At 58.6% G+C, this 17,681-nt stretch carries 16 protein-coding genes; 5 read left to right on the forward strand and 11 right to left on the reverse strand.

All coding sequences use genetic code 11. The annotated features are described in order from the left end of the window. Positions 1-201 (forward strand): hypothetical protein (locus BM438_RS07430; protein WP_143131661.1); only part of this gene is annotated, 201 nt, incomplete at its 5' end. A 109-nt stretch (positions 202-310) separates the two neighbouring features. On the opposite strand, the gene BM438_RS07435 is transcribed toward BM438_RS07430, so the two are convergent. Beyond that, positions 311-1,225, reverse strand: a complete 915-nt coding sequence (locus BM438_RS07435) for a LysR family transcriptional regulator (protein WP_093633663.1) — start codon at positions 1,223-1,225, stop codon at positions 311-313. Positions 1,226-1,334: 109 nt separating this feature from the next. On the opposite strand from BM438_RS07435, the gene BM438_RS07440 reads away from it, so the two are divergent. Further along, positions 1,335-2,354: an aldo/keto reductase gene (locus tag BM438_RS07440; protein ID WP_093633664.1), complete on the forward strand. Its 1,020-nt coding sequence runs from the start codon at positions 1,335-1,337 to the stop codon at positions 2,352-2,354. A gap of 67 nt (positions 2,355-2,421) precedes the next feature. Next, positions 2,422-2,859 carry a hypothetical protein gene (locus BM438_RS07445; protein ID WP_093634039.1) on the forward strand — a complete coding sequence of 146 codons (438 nt, stop codon included), beginning with the start codon at positions 2,422-2,424 and terminating at the stop codon, positions 2,857-2,859. Between the two features lie 197 nt (positions 2,860-3,056). Here BM438_RS07445 and BM438_RS07450 read toward each other — a convergent pair whose 3' ends face one another. Both BM438_RS07450 and BM438_RS07455 read right to left on the reverse strand, forming a co-directional pair. Continuing rightward, positions 3,057-3,770, reverse strand: a complete 714-nt coding sequence (locus BM438_RS07450; RefSeq protein WP_093633665.1) for a TetR/AcrR family transcriptional regulator — start codon at positions 3,768-3,770, stop codon at positions 3,057-3,059. A 343-nt stretch (positions 3,771-4,113) separates the two neighbouring features. After that, positions 4,114-4,374 carry a hypothetical protein gene (locus BM438_RS07455; RefSeq protein ID WP_143131662.1) on the reverse strand — a complete coding sequence of 87 codons (261 nt, stop codon included), beginning with the start codon at positions 4,372-4,374 and terminating at the stop codon, positions 4,114-4,116. 159 nt (positions 4,375-4,533) lie between these two features. Here BM438_RS07455 and BM438_RS07460 point away from each other — a divergent pair, with 159 nt between their 5' ends. Continuing rightward, on the forward strand, positions 4,534-5,640 hold the full coding sequence (locus BM438_RS07460) for a LacI family DNA-binding transcriptional regulator (RefSeq protein WP_200620006.1): 1,107 nt from the start codon (positions 4,534-4,536) through the stop codon (positions 5,638-5,640). A gap of 154 nt (positions 5,641-5,794) precedes the next feature. Further along, the gene (hisD, locus tag BM438_RS07465; protein WP_093633667.1) at positions 5,795-7,102 is read left to right on the forward strand and encodes a histidinol dehydrogenase; all 1,308 of its coding nucleotides are present in this window, start codon (positions 5,795-5,797) and stop codon (positions 7,100-7,102) included. A gap of 87 nt (positions 7,103-7,189) precedes the next feature. Here the strand turns inward: hisD and BM438_RS07470 are convergent, their stop codons facing one another. The 8 genes from BM438_RS07470 to BM438_RS07505 all read right to left on the reverse strand — a co-directional run bounded on the left by BM438_RS07470 (position 7,190) and on the right by BM438_RS07505 (position 17,676). Then, positions 7,190-8,983, reverse strand: a complete 1,794-nt coding sequence (locus BM438_RS07470; RefSeq protein ID WP_244179277.1) for a CocE/NonD family hydrolase — start codon at positions 8,981-8,983, stop codon at positions 7,190-7,192. A 68-nt stretch (positions 8,984-9,051) separates the two neighbouring features. Then, on the reverse strand, positions 9,052-10,488 hold the full coding sequence (locus BM438_RS07475; RefSeq protein WP_093633669.1) for an MFS transporter: 1,437 nt from the start codon (positions 10,486-10,488) through the stop codon (positions 9,052-9,054). Positions 10,489-10,575: 87 nt separating this feature from the next. Beyond that, a complete protein-coding gene (locus BM438_RS07480) occupies positions 10,576-11,394 on the reverse strand; it encodes an SDR family NAD(P)-dependent oxidoreductase (protein ID WP_244179278.1) in 819 nt (272 codons plus the stop codon). 4 nt (positions 11,395-11,398) lie between these two features. Next, complete coding sequence (locus BM438_RS07485) at positions 11,399-12,367, reverse strand: cyclase family protein (protein ID WP_093633670.1); 969 nt, start codon at positions 12,365-12,367, stop codon at positions 11,399-11,401. Positions 12,368-12,602: 235 nt separating this feature from the next. Next, positions 12,603-14,804, reverse strand: coding sequence for a xanthine dehydrogenase family protein molybdopterin-binding subunit (locus BM438_RS07490; protein ID WP_244179279.1), 2,202 nt, complete (start codon positions 14,802-14,804; stop codon positions 12,603-12,605). After that, complete coding sequence (locus BM438_RS07495) at positions 14,801-15,781, reverse strand: FAD binding domain-containing protein (RefSeq protein ID WP_093633671.1); 981 nt, start codon at positions 15,779-15,781, stop codon at positions 14,801-14,803. The genes BM438_RS07490 and BM438_RS07495 overlap by 4 nt, the downstream gene beginning before the upstream one ends. Then, on the reverse strand, positions 15,768-16,451 hold the full coding sequence (locus BM438_RS07500) for a (2Fe-2S)-binding protein (protein WP_307857197.1): 684 nt from the start codon (positions 16,449-16,451) through the stop codon (positions 15,768-15,770). Before BM438_RS07500 ends, BM438_RS07495 begins: the two co-directional genes overlap by 14 nt. A 352-nt stretch (positions 16,452-16,803) precedes the next feature. Further along, on the reverse strand, positions 16,804-17,676 hold the full coding sequence (locus BM438_RS07505) for an NmrA family NAD(P)-binding protein (RefSeq protein WP_093633672.1): 873 nt from the start codon (positions 17,674-17,676) through the stop codon (positions 16,804-16,806). Positions 17,677-17,681 lie beyond the last annotated feature (5 nt).

Consider the following 17,681-nt stretch of genomic DNA (forward strand, 5'->3'; position numbering starts at 1 on the left):
GATCACCGGTGGTTCGAGGAACGGGCGCCGGCGTGCACGCTGCTGGTGTACGTCGACGACGCGACCAGCCGGCTGATGGCGCTGCACTTCACGGCAAGCGAATCGACCTTCAGCTACCGCGCATCTGGCGCAACGCAATCAACCAAAGCAACAGCACAAACCTGCGCCATCAGTCTGCAGGAACTCACTGAACGGCCGTAAGCGCCCTGCCCGTTCACGCGCTGTCCTTCAACGCTACATGAGATTCAAACGGTTAAAGACAGCGTCAAAACAGGAACCATTCATCGCAGCTTCAGAAGTTCTCTGCCGCTCAACCCGCGTCACGAATAACCTCCTTAATCCAGGTTGTGAAAGCATCCATCGTGACCTGGGTCCGTGTCGGCAGATGGCGGTCTCTCGGATAGAGAATCGACACTTCGGGCGCTGGCGTCTCCCACGACGTCAGGAGCCGCTCCAGCTTGCCTTCGCGTAGTGCGGGTGCCGCGATGAAAGAGAGACTCTGCACGATACCCATGCCCGCAATCGCCAGTTGCAGCCGGGCATCGGAGTCCCCAATCGACGCGATACTGCGAGGAAATAGTTCCTCCCGCTTCCCTTTCCTGTCGAACTCCCACTCGAGCCGTGCGCCTGGTTGCGGTAACAGGAAGTCGATCAGATGGTGTTCCGCGAGGTCTTCCGGACACTTCGGCCTTCCCATTTTCCGCAGATACTCGGGAGACGCGACCGTGACGCGTCGTGGACGCCCCAACGGCCGCAGTACCAGATCCTGATCCTCAAGTCCGCCAATGCGTACCGCGAAATCGATCCCGTCGCGTACAAAATCGCTGCGCCGGTCATTCATCACCAGTTCGATGTGGATCTGCGGATGCTGTTCAAACCACTGAGGAAGGCGGGGTATGAGAATCGACCGGGCAATCGAGATGTTCGCGCTGACCCGGACCCGCCCCGCAAGCGCTTCTTGAGAGCAAGTCAGTGAAGCCTCGACTTCGTCCAGTTCGCCGAGCACCCGACGACAGACCTCGTAATAGCGCGTACCGGCCTCGGTAGGGGCAACTGCACGCGTCGTGCGGGCCAATAGTCGCAAGCCAAGGATTTCCTCAAGGCGAGCCATCCGCTCCGTTGCATTCGAAGACGACATGTCCATTGATCGGGCTGCCTTACCGAAAGAGCCCGTTTCCACAATGCGAACAAAAAGGCGCATGGCCGCCAACTGATCAACACGCATCACATTACTCGCTCAGACCGAAAAGAGTCTTCGTATCTTACGCTCTGGGCGACTTACCGTTGAATCCGTATTGTGTGACCTGTTCTCAACATAAACGGAATTTGCTGTCATGAACTACTGCACATTCGGCCGCTCCGGGCTGCGTATTTCCCGTCTCACACTTGGTACCATGACGTTCGGCGCAGGTGACGGTATCTGGGCATCGATTGCCGGCTTGAATCGTGAGCAGGCAGCACGTCTTGTGGGTCTTGCCGTGGATCAGGGGGTGAATCTGATTGATACTGCCGATGCCTATTCGCAGGGTCAGTCCGAGGTAGTGGTCGGCCAGGTACTGGCCGATCTTGGCCTCGACGAAACGCGCATGCTCATCGCGACCAAGGTGCGTCTGCGCACAGGCCCCGGCCCCAATCAGGTGGGCCTTGGCCGCTCACATATCATCCGCACCGTCGAAACGAGCCTGAAGCGCATCGGCCGCGACCACATCGATCTGTTGCAACTGCACGATCGTGATGCACTCACACCGCTCGATGAAACATTGCGTGCGCTCGACGATCTGGTTGCACAGGGCAAGGTCCGGCACATCGGCGTATGCAACTTCAGCGCTTCTGAACTCGAACAGGCGCACTCAATCACGTCGCAGGCGCATTGGGCGCAGATAACCAGTAACCAGGTGCACTACTCGCTGGCCGCACGCGACATCGAGCACGAAATTGCGCCCGTCGCACGGCGGCACGATGCGGCATTGATGGTTTGGAGTCCACTTTCAGGCGGTTATCTGAGCGGCAAATACACCGCTCAGAACGGCCAATCTGAAAAGGGGCGACGCACCAATCTCAACTTTCCACCAATCGACCCGAAAAAGGTTGATCCCATCGTTGAAGAACTACGCGCCGTCGCAAATGCATTGAACACCACGCCAGCACAGGTCGCGCTCGCGTGGTTACTCGGGCGCGACGAAGTGGCAACCGTGATGATCGGGGCGAGTTCCGAAGAGCAGCTTGGCGCCAATCTGCAAGCAGCAGAACTCCTGCTCCCGCCAGAGTACCGTGACCGGCTCGATCACGTCTCCCAACCGGACGTACCGTATCCGCACTGGATGCAGCGCTTTCATGACAAGGACCGTATCTGATCCCACGGGAAGCCGGATTCGTGACCGGGATCTGCGCCCGGTCACGCTCGAGGAGAATCTCATGCAGATGACAAACAAGTTGCGCTGCTCAGCGCGGCTGCTCGGCATGCTCGCCGCGCTAGCCAGTCCTTTGTGCTGGAGCGATGTTTCGACCGCCCAGACGGTTGCCGCACCACAAGTCGGCTCAGCCACGGCGACACCCGATAACGCGGTGCTGCTCACGGTCTTCTTGCGACATGACCAATCCCGTCCACTGGGTGAGCTGAATGCACAGCTCGCGAAACAGGGTTTCTACAAGGCATTCCCCCCGCCTGGCGTCGAGGTGGTCAGTTGGACCGTCGTAATGGGAATCGGACAGATCGTCACGCTTCGTCTGCCGGCCTCTCGGATCCGCGAGGTCAATCGCGTCCTTGAAGATAGCGCCTGGGGCGTATATCACACCGATTTCTATCCCACCTACGACTACAAGGCCGTCGGCCTGGCCGAACACGACAAGGCCAGGTGACGGGACGCTGCGCGCATGCGCCGACTGGCGGACAGCGTCTGCGACAAAACCGCCATTTGCGTGTTCTGGACGACAAGGAGAGTTGTCGTGCGAATAGCAGACATCGCTGGCATCAAGAAATGGAACTGTCCTTGTTACACAACGTGGGATGCGCAACGACGCTACGGTGTAGCAACTATCTCGAAGCGAGAAAAATATCAGGAGCGGTGAGTCTTGGCCGTGAACCGACCGATCGCATGCGGAGCCGCGTTGATGAAGGCGTCAATTGTTACATCGAGAACCGTTTGGCTTAGCTCGTGGTCCGTTGACGTGCCAAAGGCGCAACGCCGAATTCCATGATAGAAAATCCCACCGTGAAAGGACCATACATAGTCAAGTTCGTCTTCTGTAATGGGAATGTCGACCGCAGACGCCATCCTGTACTCGGCGCGTAATTCCTCGCACAGCGGCATCAGAATGCGCTGCTCAAGGATACGAAAGTACCTGCGATTGATTTCCACACCCGAAAGACCCGCGAAGACATAAAGTCTCATCCAATCTCGATTGAAGACCACCTTCAGGTACGAGTTATAAAATCGGACAAGCCGTTCCCGAAGTGGAAGTGAACGGTCACGGATCAGCTTGGGCCATTGGCTGTCCCAGCGTTGGGTGAACACGGCGTCGAACACGGCGTCAATCAGATCGTCTTTCGATTCGAAGTAACGAAACATGAGCGGCTGCGTGACTCCAATCTGTTTCGCCAGGTCATGGGTCGAACCAGCAAAGCCATGCTCGGAAAAGAAATTGATGCTCTCGCGGATTATCTGCGCCCGCCTCTCATCGGGCGATTGCCGGCGCCGCTTTTCTGGCACAGCAGCCGCAACAGCGCTGGTGCGGGTCGATTTCGCTCTGCCGTTCACGTTACTTTGCATCCTCTCGAAAGTCGGTTGCCATGTTTTGGGCTGTCTCGTGACCTGGATCTTGGGCGATGGCCATCTGCTACGTTGTCAACAAAGTAACTGGCTGCCGACGCGCTGCGATAGGCCCGGATGCGTTTTTTCAGAGCCACTGACCGTAGCCCGGATTGTGCAGCCAGTTCATAGCGAACAAGCCACGGCACTGAAACCCAAGTAGCTCCCATGCGGTGGAGCGTCGATGCCGCGTCGGAAAGTATTATATCGACAATGCGTACAGTAGGACCGGTATTGGGCGATCCCCTGTTGCACCAGGCAGTCGACGCGGCTCAGCCAGACGACCAATCCGGCTTTCCATCCACTACGCAGTATCCGCGATGAACCCGTCGTCACTCGCCGATGACCGTTTCCAATCTCCGTCGTCGAAAAAATAGACTGCCTCCGCCTGGCCGCGCAGCCGGATCGCCTCATCAAGCCAGCGACGCGATCCTGCAGAAATCCTTCGCCACGCGCCACACATTGCGACCCAGTTAAAGTTCATCTCCGCCTCCTGCCCTGTTTGCTCCTCGGAGGGTGACTTTTCCTGACATACGCGATGCTCTGGAGAATCATCACGTTTCATTTTCTATGATAGTTATTGATTGATAATTTATACGTCATGGATGCATGAAGTCAAGACTCCCCGCTTAGGGGTTTCCCCATCAGGATATGATCTGGGTTTACTGCATCCCGAGCCACGGCATGCCGGCGATACACAGCAACGATTCAACGGAAAGCACAGATGAAGTCCGATCCGGTCAATATGGAAGTGGAGTCCGAACGGCGCCCAGCTACTGCCTATGAGGTCGCTGAACTCGCGGGCGTATCCCAGTCCGCGGTATCTCGTGTCTTTACTCCTGGTGCCAGCGTGTCGGCGACCATGCGCGCGAAAGTCCTGGATGCGGCACAGCAACTTGGCTATCGCCCCAACCTGGTTGCCCGCTCGCTAATTACCAGACGCTCGAGTCTCATTGGCGTCGCGGTACCTGGTACCGCCAACCCTTTCTACCAGGCAGCCCTTGACGCGCTTTCCACCTCTTTTGCCAGAATCGGCTACCGGGTATTGCTATTCACCTCCGATCCAATGGCCGGCTCCGACCCGATCCTTGACGAGGTGCTGCGCTACCGGGTAGATGCGCTCGTTCTCATATCGACAAGCCTTTCATCCCATTTCGCGGACGAGTGCCTGCAACTGGGTCTTCCGGTGGTCATGCTAAACCGCAAGACCGACAGCGATTCTGTTTCCAGTGTTACTGGCGATAACCGGCGAGGAGCAAAGGAGCTTGCCGCCTTCCTGCTCGCCGGCAAACATCGGCGTTTCGCGTACGTCGCCGGACTTGAACATTCATCAACCAGCCGGGACCGGGAGGCGGGATTCCTGGAAGGTCTCGCCGAACGCAAGGTCCGCCATGTTGAACGCGTGGTCGGAAACTATTCCACTGCTGACACAGAGTCGGCCGTACGCACGCTACTGTCGTCCGCGACACCTCCAGACGCCATTTTCTGCGCGAACGATTACATGGCACTTGTGGCTATCAATCTTGCCCGGGCGGAATTCGGACTCCAGGTCGGTACCGACCTCTCCATCGTCGGGTTTGACGACATTGAGATGGCGCGATGGCCCATCTTCGGGCTGACCACCTACTCGCAACCCGTCGAGCTAATGGTCCGGCGAGTCATCCAGGTTGTGGAGCGTCAGCTTTCCACCGCGGCGGCGCCCGCCGTGCAGCACATCGTCGACGGAGAATTGATCGTGCGTGGATCCGCGCGCATACCACAGACCGGCGTCGTGCGGTCCGCAGACCATTGGATCTGGCGCTCGCGGAAGCGCTCCGATGCATCACGGTGAGCGCCATCGAGGCTCGCATCAAATCACAAATTATCGACCGATAACTTGAACTTCCACTAAGAGAGCGCTATTCTTGGAGTGCGTTTGCATTCGCATGCAAACGCTATTGCATTCGAATGCAAATTTCTGACCTAAACATGAAGGAGAGCTCCAAATGGCCCAATGGCTCAAGCGCGGCGCAGAAGCCGAAGTGATCAAGTCCGCGGCGAAAGAAGTGCGCGATACCGTGGAAGCAACACTCGCGGACATCGAGACGCGTGGGGATGAGGCGGTGCGCGAACTGTCGATCCGGTTCGACAAGCTGGATCGCGAGGACTACCGGCTGTCGCAGCGTGAAATCGACGATTGCCTTTCCCAGTTGACCAACCGCGACATCGCGGACATCGAATTCGCGCAGAGGCAGGTGGAAAATTTCGCACGACACCAACGGGAATCAATCCTCGACATCGAAGTAGAAACGCTTCCCGGCGTAATCCTCGGGCACAAGAACATTCCAATCAACGCCGCAGGATGTTATGTGCCGGGCGGTAAATACCCGCTACTGGCTTCCGCGCACATGTCGGTCATCACCGCTCGTGTCGCCGGTGTGCCACGCATCATTACCTGCGCACCGCCCTTCCACGGCAAGCCAGCCCCCGCCATCGTCGCTGCACAGCATATGGCCGGTGCGAACGAGATCTATTGCCTCGGGGGCATCCAGGCGATCGGCGCCATGGCAATCGGCACAGAGAAGATTGCACCGGTAGACATTCTGGTCGGCCCGGGTAACGCCTTCGTCGCAGAAGCCAAGCGGCAGCTTTTCGGTCGCGTTGGCATCGACCTCTTCGCAGGTCCGACAGAGACACTCGTGATCGCGGACGAATCGGTCGACGCTGAGATGTGCGCGACCGATCTGCTCGGACAGGCAGAACACGGTCCGGACTCACCCGCCGTATTACTGACAACCTCCGAAAAGCTCGCGCGTGAGACACTGACGGAAATCGAGCGGCTGCTTAAAATCCTCCCGACCGCCGACATTGCCCGCAAATCGTGGGATAAATACGGCGAAGTCATTGTTGCGGACAGCGACGAGGAGATGGTCAAGATCGCCAACGACATCGCCTCCGAACATGTTCAGGTGCTGACCCGCGACGTTGACTATTTCCTGAAAAATATGACCAACTACGGTGCGCTCTTTCTCGGCCCGCGCACGAACGTTGCGTTCGGCGACAAGGCCATCGGCACGAACCATACGCTACCCACGAAGAAGGCGGCGCGCTATACCGGTGGGCTTTGGGTGGGCAAATTCCTGAAGACCTGCACGTATCAGAAGGTAATCACCGACGAAGCGTCTGCGTTGATCGGTGAATACTGTTCCCGCCTGTGCGCGCTAGAAGGGTTCGCCGGTCATGGCGAACAGGCTAATCTGCGGGTGCGCCGTTACGGACACAAGGAGGTGCCGTACGGCGGAGCCGCGGTCTGAAAAACTTTCAGACCGCCTGGTTGTGCTACGCGTAAGGAGCCACTCGCAGGTGGCTCCTTACATCGCGTACCGAACAAGCCAGAGCGACTATTTCACCTTTGGCACTATCGGCAAGAGCACGTAGTTCTCACGTCCACCACCCAGGTGCAGTGTCGTTGTGCCACCGAACACGTCGGCAGGCCGGTCACGAGGATCATCGTGGAGAAACGGGCCACAACCGGTAAACTCATTCTTCATGTTCGACAACTTGCCACCGCTCCCGCCTGGGTAGACGTAATCCTTGCCGCGCACGCTCAGGGCGATACGCGCTCCCGGCGGCACAACGATTGACGTCGGCCACAGCTCAATATCGAGTTCGTAGATCTGGCCAGGCGTGAGTGGTTGAATCTCATCGTGAGTGTGATACGGCCGGAAAGGCAGCGATTTATCCGGGTCGAGCTTCCGGTGGGACGCGCGCAGCCACCCCTGTGCGATCGGCGTATGAGGGTCCAAGGCCCCGACGAATACCACCTCATTGAAGTCGGCAGAAAATACACGCAAGACCAGAAACAGATCCGCGTCCTTTGTCGTAGACGACACATGAAGTCGCGCTGCGATAGGCCCGGTCACCTCCACCTCCTCCTCAACCGGTGGCGTAACAAATGTGAGGCCGTCACCCAGCGCGTCGAATGGCAGTCTCGCAACCTGTTGCTGCTGCAAGGTATCCAGCACGTGACCCTCAGCGTGAAGGTGGTAACGAGTCCACTGCGTGTGCGGGATCGGCCAGTTCTCCTCAAAGCGCTCGACGAATGTCTCCCCCGGATGGCGAACCTGTAAGCGTACCTTCGGTTCCTGATCCCAGCCGTTGCTCTCGCCCTTCAGGAAGTAATCGAAAAACCGCTTCTGGATGGCGATGCCGTAGTCGGTGTAGTAGTGCGTCCAGTGCTCGATACCGTGAACCTCGAGCCACTTCTGCTTCGAGGCCGCGAGCATGTAACCCTCGAAATTGCCGCGTGGATGGAGTCCCTGCCCGCCCCAGTTAGCAGCCGACAGCACGGGCACTTCGATATCGTTCCAGTCGGGCGTGCGGCACGTGTGAAATTCGTCGATCAATGGATGCTTGATAATCTCGTCCCACATGTCGATCCTGTTGCTACCGAGTTCTTCCTCGGTCAGCGTCGCGGGGCCCGACACCCATTCGCCATTCAAGCGGCTACGATGCCCGCGCTTGCCGAGACCGTGTTGCACGGTCTTCACCTGCATGTCGTACCAGTTCTGAGCGAACGTGCAGTAGATCCCACCGTGGAAAAACATCTCCCGGTAGTAATCCTGGAAGCCTTCCCAAACACAGATCGCAGCGAGGTGCTTCGGCTTTTCCGCAGCAACCTGCCACTGATTGTTTGCATAGTACGAGATACCGCTTAATCCGACCTTTCCATTACACCAGGGTTGGACACCCGCCCAGTCAATGCAACGCGCGAAGTCCTTGATCTCCTGAGCCGACCATGTCTCAAGGTAGCCCGGCGAGCGACCCGCACCGCGGCTGTCGACGCGGACGCAGATGTAATCGTGCGGCACCCATTTCTCCGGGTCCGCCACCTCCCAGCTCTGATACGCGTTGGAGGAGCCAGCTGCCACGTCGGGATGTTCGTCCACCATCCGATCCCACGCCGTCTTGTAGCCGTCTTCGAAATGCAACAGCTTTCCATAGGGTCCATGCGACATCAGGACCGGAAAACGGCCCTCTTTGGCCGGCCGGAATATGTCCGCCCTCAGGACAGTGCCATCGTTCATTCTGATCGGCACATCCCATTCGATAATCATACCCAGCCGGGTCTCGGTCCTCAGCGCCCGTGATTCGCCAGCCGGCGCATGATCGGGCTCAAGTCTCGTTGAAGTCATTTCGTTTCTTCCTCTTTCAGGTGAATCCTGGGGTCCAGGGCGCGACAGCCCCTCTATCTCGACCGCGTTCAATGGGCGATACCGTTGACCGCTTGTCCCGGTGTATCTGATAGCGTTTCAATGCCGGTTTCGCCTCGTTCAGAGGCGTCAGCGGGAGCCAGCACGGCAAACAGAATGCCGATCAGAAGACCACAACCGGCGAGAAACAGAAACGCGGGAAGAACCGCATCTGTTGTTGCGCGCGGTGTGATGACGTTGCCCGTTCCCGCAATAACGGCGAGGCACAACGGGCCGAGAATCTTGCCAATGCCGTTGGCGGCCTGGCCTACGCCGATGGCGCGAGCTGCAAGCCGTGTGGGGAATATTTCCGCCGAATAAGGGCCGATCACGCACCAGCCACCGTCGAAAAATAGAGCACCAACCGCAACCATGGCCACAAAGAACGGAAATCCCGCGACGGTATGCTGGGCGCCCAGCCCGGCGACACCAAGCGAGAGCGCGATGCCAAAGCCGAAAAGAGCGCAAACCCTCCTACGCGTCATCCACCTGGGTAGCAAGGAAAGAAGCAGCCGGCCAGCAATTCCCGCGAGCGCTACGACGATGAAGTATCTGGCGGCTTCTGCAGGCGATATCTTTAGCAGCAACGCGACGATCGTTGGCCCCCAGAGATAGACTCCGTAGCCAGCCGTACTCAGTGCGGCCCACGTCACGATCACCAGTAGTGTGCGACCGGGAAACAACAGTAGCTCGCTGATCCGCCCATTGGGCGCAGGCGCATTTGTAACGCTCGTCGCTGTAGTCATCGTGGGTAGGTCATCAGCATCCACGCCGAGCAGGAGCGCGAATACGTTGCGTGCCTCGCTAAACCGCCCTTTGCTGATCAGCCACTGTCCTGATTCGGGGACGAACAGCGTAGCGAACAACGTCACGAGCAGCGGTGCAAAACCCAGGGCTGCGACGCCTCGCCAACCGAATGCGTGCAGAAGGGTCGCAGCGGAAATCGACGCAATCAGCGATCCGACAGAAGCGGCGATGAACGGAAAACCCGTCAACCGCGTGCGATAGCTCGCTGGTGTGTGCTCGACGAGAAGAACTGTCTGTGTCGTCGCCGCGCCTGCAAGCCCGCAGCCGACGAGAAAGCGCAACGCGGCGAACCCCAACCACGCCCCTTCCGGTAGGAATGCAACCGCGCCTGCACCGAATCCGCAGATCGTTGTACTGATCAACAACACGCGCTTTCGGCCAAACGCATCCGCCAGAGAGCCACTGAATAGCGAACCCACGATCGCACCGGCCCCAGCGCTAAGGAGAATCAGCGACGATTCTCCATACGTCAGGTGCCATCCTGGACCGAGAACAGCGAGCAGGAAGCCGACGAGGTAAAAGTCAAAGAAGTCGAGTGTAAAGCCGAGGCAAAACACGGAGAATGCGCCGAAGTAGCGCTTTGTGGGTCGCGAACTCGCGTATAGATTCAGCAAGTCCCGCCGCTGCGTGAAGGGTTGCATGAGCTGTCTCCATCTGTAATTTAGTCTGTGTAGCGATATCGTCGCTGCTAGCGGTTACGGCATGCAGCGCGCCATCTGCTGCTTCCATCACTGCGCAGTCCAGCCTCCGTCTATCCTCAGACTTGTTCCTGTCACCATCGCAGCTGCGGGTGACGCCAGGTAACAAACGGCCGCCGCGACATCCTCCGCCGGTAACAGCCGCCCCATTGGCAATCGCTCCATGACCCAGCTATGAAACCTGGCGTCCTCGAAGAAGGACTTCGTCATCGGAGTCTCGACGAATGTTGGAGCTACCGTATTCACGCAGATGCGGTATGCGGCGAGCTCCAGAGCCATCGCCTTGGTAAGCCCCTCGATCGCATGCTTTGTCATGCAGTACACCGACCGACGGGTGGCACCCACATGCCCCATCTGCGACGACATGTTGATAATCGAGCCTCTGCCCGTACTGCTCGCAATCATCTTGCGAGCACACGACTGCGCTACCGTAAACATTGATCGCACGTTGAGCGTCAGCATGGTGTCGAGCTGCTCCAAAGTAACGTCAACGAATTCGGTCGGGAAATTCGTTCCCGCGTTGTTCACGAGGACATCCAGCCGATCCATGCGGTCGACCATCGCAGAAAACGCGTCGACATCTGTGACATCGCATACGAGTGCAGACGCCTGACCGCCGGCATCGTGGATTTTCGTCACCACCTCGTCAAGTTCGCTCGCACTGCGACTTAGTGCGTAGACTTTGGCGCCACGTTGTGCGAGCGCGCCTGCGATTTCCGCACCGAGCCCTCTTCCGGCTCCCGTCACGAGAGCCGCCAGACCATCAAGGTCTGAAGACGATTTCTGCGACCGCATCATTGTTCCCGTGGAGTTATCTTCGGCATCCCGCTCTTCCGATGTACCGTTCAAGGGACTACTTGATGGCGAGCGGATTGAGAGGCGAGCCAACTGCTTTCGTAATCGGCAATGGCGGCGCGGTGAACATGAACTCGTACACGCCATCTTTCGCACAGTCCTCCGCGAGTTCCTTCACGTAGAAAATCTCCCCCATGCTGATCCCAATCATCGGGATCACGACCCAATGCCACGGCTGCGTGCAGTCGTCTGTTTCATTCGGGCGCACTTCACATCCCCATGTGTCAGTGCAGATTGCCGCGATCTGTTTGTCGTGCACCCAGTTCGCCGTCTCAAAGGCGAGACCTGGAGCCGAACCACCTGCGTATCCGCCCCAGTCCCCCTCGTGAAGACAACGCTCCATATGGCCCGTCCGTACGATCACAAAGTCGCCTCGACGCACGGTCACACCCTGAGCTCGCTGTGTCGCCTCGAGATCCTCGATCGAGATTGCATCGCCGTCCCGCAGCGAATGGACACCCAGATAGCGCGCAACGTCGAGCAACACACCGCGGCCTACCATCTTCGCCTTCGTCTTCTCAATGCCGTTCTTCTGCGCGCCATCGCTATCCACAAGTCGTGCGTCGTAGCCGTTCCACATCTTGTCGTCGAAGAAAATGTGACTCAGGGCGTCCCACTGTGTGCCGCACTGCAATGGCAGCGACACGGCGTCATCCGCATATCTAAGACCGCCCGCGTCCTGGTTTCCGGCAACCGCGTCGGTCCCAGTGGCGAGCATGGTGTGGATCGGGTTAAAGCGATTGCCCCAATGCCCCTTCTGCGGACCGTCGCGATCGAAATTCAAACCGAGGGAGAACACCTTGCCTTTGCGGACAAGCTCCGCAGCGGCCTGGATGTCTTCTTCCGCGACGTAGTTGAGGGTTCCAATTTCGTCGTCGGGCCCCCACTTACCCCAGTTCTTGCACCGCTCGGCGGTGCTACGCACGTGGTCCAGAGTGAATTTGTTTGCGTCGTAACGATGTACCATTTTCCGTCTCCTTGTTTATTATTTGATAAATTATAAGTCGCCAAGGCAAATGTCAAGAGACTCATCTGTCGTCAGCCAATTTTTTTGCAGAACCTGGGGTACTTCCTGATCTACCGTACAGCGATGAATACAGAATCCCCTGGCGTCGCTGCGGCCGCATCATGGGGCCGCCGGGCCGGCCGAGCGATAGCGGCACACGGCACACTCAACCGGTCAGACGCCTCGTCACACCGCTTTACGTTTGGATGAGCTTGTCAGGTGTGATTGGCAGATCGCGTACACGTACGCCGATTGCGTCGAATACAGCATTCGCTACGGCCGCTGCGACGCCTGTCGCGCCGAGTTCACCGATCCCCTTGGCACCAAGCGGACCGGAGTTCGCGTCGAATTCGTCGATAAACGCCACGTCTATGTCAGGTGGGATGTCCGCGTTCACCGGGATGGGAACGCCCGCAAGATCTTTTGCAAGCCAGCGCCCGAGTGTCGGCTCGTAGTGGCTGGCCTCCATGGCGGCCATACCCCAGCCCCAGACAATGCCGCCGATCATTTGTGATCGGGACGTCATGGAGTTGATGATTCGGCCCGCGCTATAGACTCCTGTTGCCCGGCGAAGTCGCAGCAGTCCCAGCTCGGGATCAACAGCGACTTCCACAAAGACAACCCCGAAAGATCGCGTTGGGAATCCCGGAGAACCCATATCGACCGGCGCGTTGCCAGGCAAATCAAATGCGCCCTCCGATGCGAGTTCGGCCACACCCGCTTCGCCCAGAATGTCCCGGATAGTGCGCGACGTACTGCCGTAAGCGATATGTCCGCCCTCCAGCGAAACCTGGTCCGCGGGCCAACCGGCGAGCCTCGCCAGTTTGGACCGAACATCCTGTGCGGCCTTTTGTACTGCGGCACCCGTGCTTATTGTGGTGCTCGATCCGTAGGTGGGCCCGGCATACGGCAGGTTCGTGTCGCCCGATAGCGCCGTCACCTGCGCCGGGTCCAGCCCGAGCACATCGGCAACGATCTGAGGAAACACCGTGGCAGGCCCCGTGCCAATGTCGCAGAAGCTTGATTCAAGTTGAGCCGTCCCGTCCGCGCGTAGCCTCACCTTCGCGGTCGAGTGAAACCGTGCCTGCCCCTGGCTGCAATCCGCCATTCCGCATCCGATCCGCCAATGACCGTCAAGCGTTCCGCCTTTCGGGCGCTCGCGCCACCCGAAGCGTCTTGCACCTTCGTCGTAGGCTTCCCGAAGCTTTTTCGACGACCACGGCTTTCCGCTCTCGGGGTCCAGCTCCGTGTAGTTAGCCAGGCGCAGATCGAGAGGATCGACGTTTAGCGATCTCGCCAGTTCATCCATGGCCGAGCCCAGTGCCCAGGACCCCGGACCATCCCAGGGTGAACGCATGAAGGTCGGCAATACAACGTGACCACGGCGGATTCGGTGGGTAGCAGAAATGTTCTCGCAGGCGTAGAAGGACTTCGCGGGTACCGCACCAAATTCCACATAGTCGTCGGTCATACCTGTGACATTTACGGCCTCATGGCTAACACCGAGAAGCCTACCCTGCGAATCCGAACCAAGACGTACTTCATGGGTCATCTGGGGTTGATAGCCGACCATGCCGTACTGCTGCTGGCGGGTCAGCACCATCTTGACCGGCCGACCCGCGACGCGGGCAGCCATGCTGACCAGGATTTCATGAGGCCATACAAAGGCCTTGGTGCCAAAGCCTCCGCCCGTGTGCGGGGCGACAACGCGAACTTTAGAATGATCGATTCCGAATGCCGCCGCCAGTGTGTTCTGCACTGCTGGAAGATGCTGCACCGCATCGTACACAGTCAGCCTCCCGCCCTCCCAAACCGCGAGAATGGCGCACGGCTCCATCGGATTGCCATGACGAGAGGGTTGCGTATATTCGCCGCCTGCGCGGAATGCAGCACCCGCAATCGCCCCAGCGGCATCGCCCTTGTGGAATTCGAGTGCATTCGCTTTCGAATAATTACCCTTATCTGGAGCAACGTCTGCGGCAGGCGCGGTGTCAGGTACGACAAACGGGCGCCTTTCATAGCGCACGCGGACGACAGCTGCGCCCGCTTCGGCTGCCTGCAAACTCTCAGCCAACACCATGGCAACCGGCTGCCCCTCGTAGACGATGTCGTCCGATTGCATGGGCATGAATCGCGTCGCAAGCGGTGGCACACTGATTTCGTCCAGCTTCCGATGCACTCGCGGCATGTCGGACGCCTTCAACACTCTGACCACGCCGACTCGTGCCAGAGCGGCCGTCGTCTCGATCGAGACGACATGTCCTGCTGGAATCGTCGCATTGACGAACACCGCATAGAGTTGGGACGGGAGGTTCCGGTCGCCCGCATAGAGCGCGGAACCTGTGACCTTGATGGGGCCGTCATGCCGGGGGATGGATTGACCCAGATTGCTCATCATGTCCTCGCTGCCGTATCGATGGTGCGCAATACTGCGTTGCGTGCGATAACAACCTTATAGCCGTTGCGCGAGAGTGGGCGCGCATCGACAAGACCTGCGTCGACGGCCGCATTTATGCCTGCGGAGCCCAGACGCTGACCAACCAGCCTGCGCTCAGTTTCGTCCAACCTCCATGGCCGCATCGCCACCGAACCCAGCGCGATCCGCGCATTCGTGATGACGTCACCGTCAAGTTCGAGCGCCACGGCTGCCGACACAGTCGCGTACTCGTAGCTTTCGCGCTCGCGAATCTTCAGATAGGCGGACTTTGGCCAGGCTCTCGGCAATTCAACCGCCGTAATCAACTCCCCGCCCGCGAGTCGGTGATGCGCCGCCGGGTTCTCGCCGGGCAGCACGTGGAAGTCGCGGGCTGGAATTCGCCGGCCTCCCCCGGGACGGTCGGTTATGAATACCGCGTCGAGGGCCGCAAGCGAGACCGCTGGGTCGGATGGTTGTACGGCCACACAGTCCTCGGTCCAGCCGAAAATGGCGTGCTTCTCGTTGAAACCGTGCAGCGCAGCACAGCCCGAACCCGCAACGCGTTTATTACAGGGGGTCGGCTCGTCCGCGCGGAAATATGGGCATCGCACACGTTGCAGCGGATTTCCACCTATCGTCGCCAGATTCCGGATTTGCGCCGATGCAGCCTTCAATATCGACTGCGAGAGGACAGGATAGTCACGCATGACCTGCGGATGCAGGGCGATATCGTTCAGCTTGCTCAACGCACCGATAGTCAGCCCCCCGGACGATGTCTGACGGATCTCCGACAAGCCCTCAATTCGACCGATATCAATGATCTTCGTTGGCCGCTCGATCCCAATGCGCATCCAGTTCAACAGCTCGGTGCCACCTGCAAGGAACGCTGAGCCGCTGGAATGGGCAAGTGCGAGTGCTTCACCTGTCGATGACACCCGTTCATATTCAAACGGCTCCATGGACGCCTCCGTGCATTTCGACCGAAGCAGTCTGGACTGCCTCGGCGATTTGAGGGTAGGCCGAACATCGACAGATGTTTCCGCTCATCCATTCCCGGATTTCCGCATTGGACTTGGTGTGCCCCTCTTCAATGCAGCCGACCGCGGACATGATCTGCCCCGACGTGCAGAACCCGCACTGGAAAGCATCGCATTTTATGAAAGCACGCTGCACCGGATGCAACGAATCGCCAGCCGCGAGTCCCTCGACCGTCGTCACGCGCCGGCTCTCCAGGGTGGCCGCGAGAACGAAACAGGAGTTGACTCGTCTTCCGTCCAGCATAACCGTACAGGCGCCGCACTCCCCGCGGTTGCAACCTTTCTTGGCACCGGTGAGGTGCAACTGCTCCCGCAGTAGATCGAGCAACGTCACGTCGGAGCGCACCTCTACACGATGCGCGACGCCATTGATCGTGACCGATATTCGAACAAGATTGTTTGCACGCGGAGCGTGAGACCTGCCCTGCGCCGACGTAGGAACGGGTGCAGCCTGGACGCCATTCAGCGCCACTGACGTCGCGGCGGCGAGAGTTGACCGGAATAGACCGCGGCGAGTCATCGCCACGCCGCCCCCTCCTTGGTGTACATCGCCGTCGGCCAGATCTGATTTTGCTTCCTGATCGTCTTTCATGTGTATTCCTCAATATCTGCATAACATCATGAACACAAAGCGTGCTTCGATTTCATGGAAGACAACCACTCAAGAACCCGTCGAGACGCTTTCGAACCGAGGATCTGGTTTATTGTGCGCGCACGACACCGAAGGCTCGATAGCGTTTATGTCATTTTTTAAATGACGATTTGTCATCAATATCGACTGCGAGTTGCTTGTTCCCCGTCTAAGTGCCGCGTACAACCCCAACTCCACGCACGACCAGGGCGATTCGTTTGCTCCATCGAGCCGTCATTTAATTATTAAACGATAATTACAAGAAATGCAAGCGACGACTGACACCTTTACCAAGGTCGAAACAGCGGTACAGTCAGACGGTTTCAGACATACGTTGGATCACCCCGCGCACGACTGTTTCCAGCGGAACGCTGCCTTTGACTGTACTCGCCGGGCGTTCGAATTCGATCCACCCTTCGTTGAAACCATCCAGCATCTGGATACGCGGCAATGAATTTTTCATTCCTTGGGACGCGAACAGACGCTCCCACGTGTCCCGAGCCACAGGCTCCATCCGAACATTCCTACCTAGTAATCGGGAGAACACTTCAGCGACTTCGTTGGGCGTCGTCCGACGCGGTCCCTCGAGTTCTATGATCCGGTGCTCAGTCCAATTTTGGCGGAGCAGGTTCGCCGCCATCCGGCCTACATCGGTGGTTGCTACCATAGGAACAGGCCTGTCCAACGGATAAAGGAAACTGGGAATTACACCGGACGCGAGCGCCGGCTCCAGGTCGAATGCCGTGTTTTCCATGAACCATCCCGCGCGGAGGCACGCGACTGGCATAGGCAGCAAGCCGAATGCTCGCTCCATCATTCCTGATTGCTGCAGCAGGTTGGGCTGCGTTGCCTGGGCACCGATCGTGGACAGACAAACTACACGCTTGGGCATTGACGCGGTCAGGGCGTCGCTCAAAGCGGCGATTGCGGCCTTCGACTCAGGAAACCCGGGCGCCGGATCAAAATTCGGGGGGAGCGAAATGAAGACCGCGTCGGCTCCGTCAAAAGCACGTGCCAAGGCGACTGCGTCGTTCATTTCGGCTATTGCCACCTCACATCCCTGGTTTGCCCAGCCCTCTCCTTTGACAGGATCCCGAACGACTCCACGCACGTCCAGTCCTGCCGCAAGCAGAACACGTGCAACGACCCCTCCTACTTGCCCGGTAATTCCGGTAACCGCAAACATTGGCC

Origin of the sequence: Paraburkholderia aspalathi (assembly GCF_900116445.1) — a bacterium.
Lineage (GTDB): Bacteria > Pseudomonadota > Gammaproteobacteria > Burkholderiales > Burkholderiaceae > Paraburkholderia > Paraburkholderia aspalathi.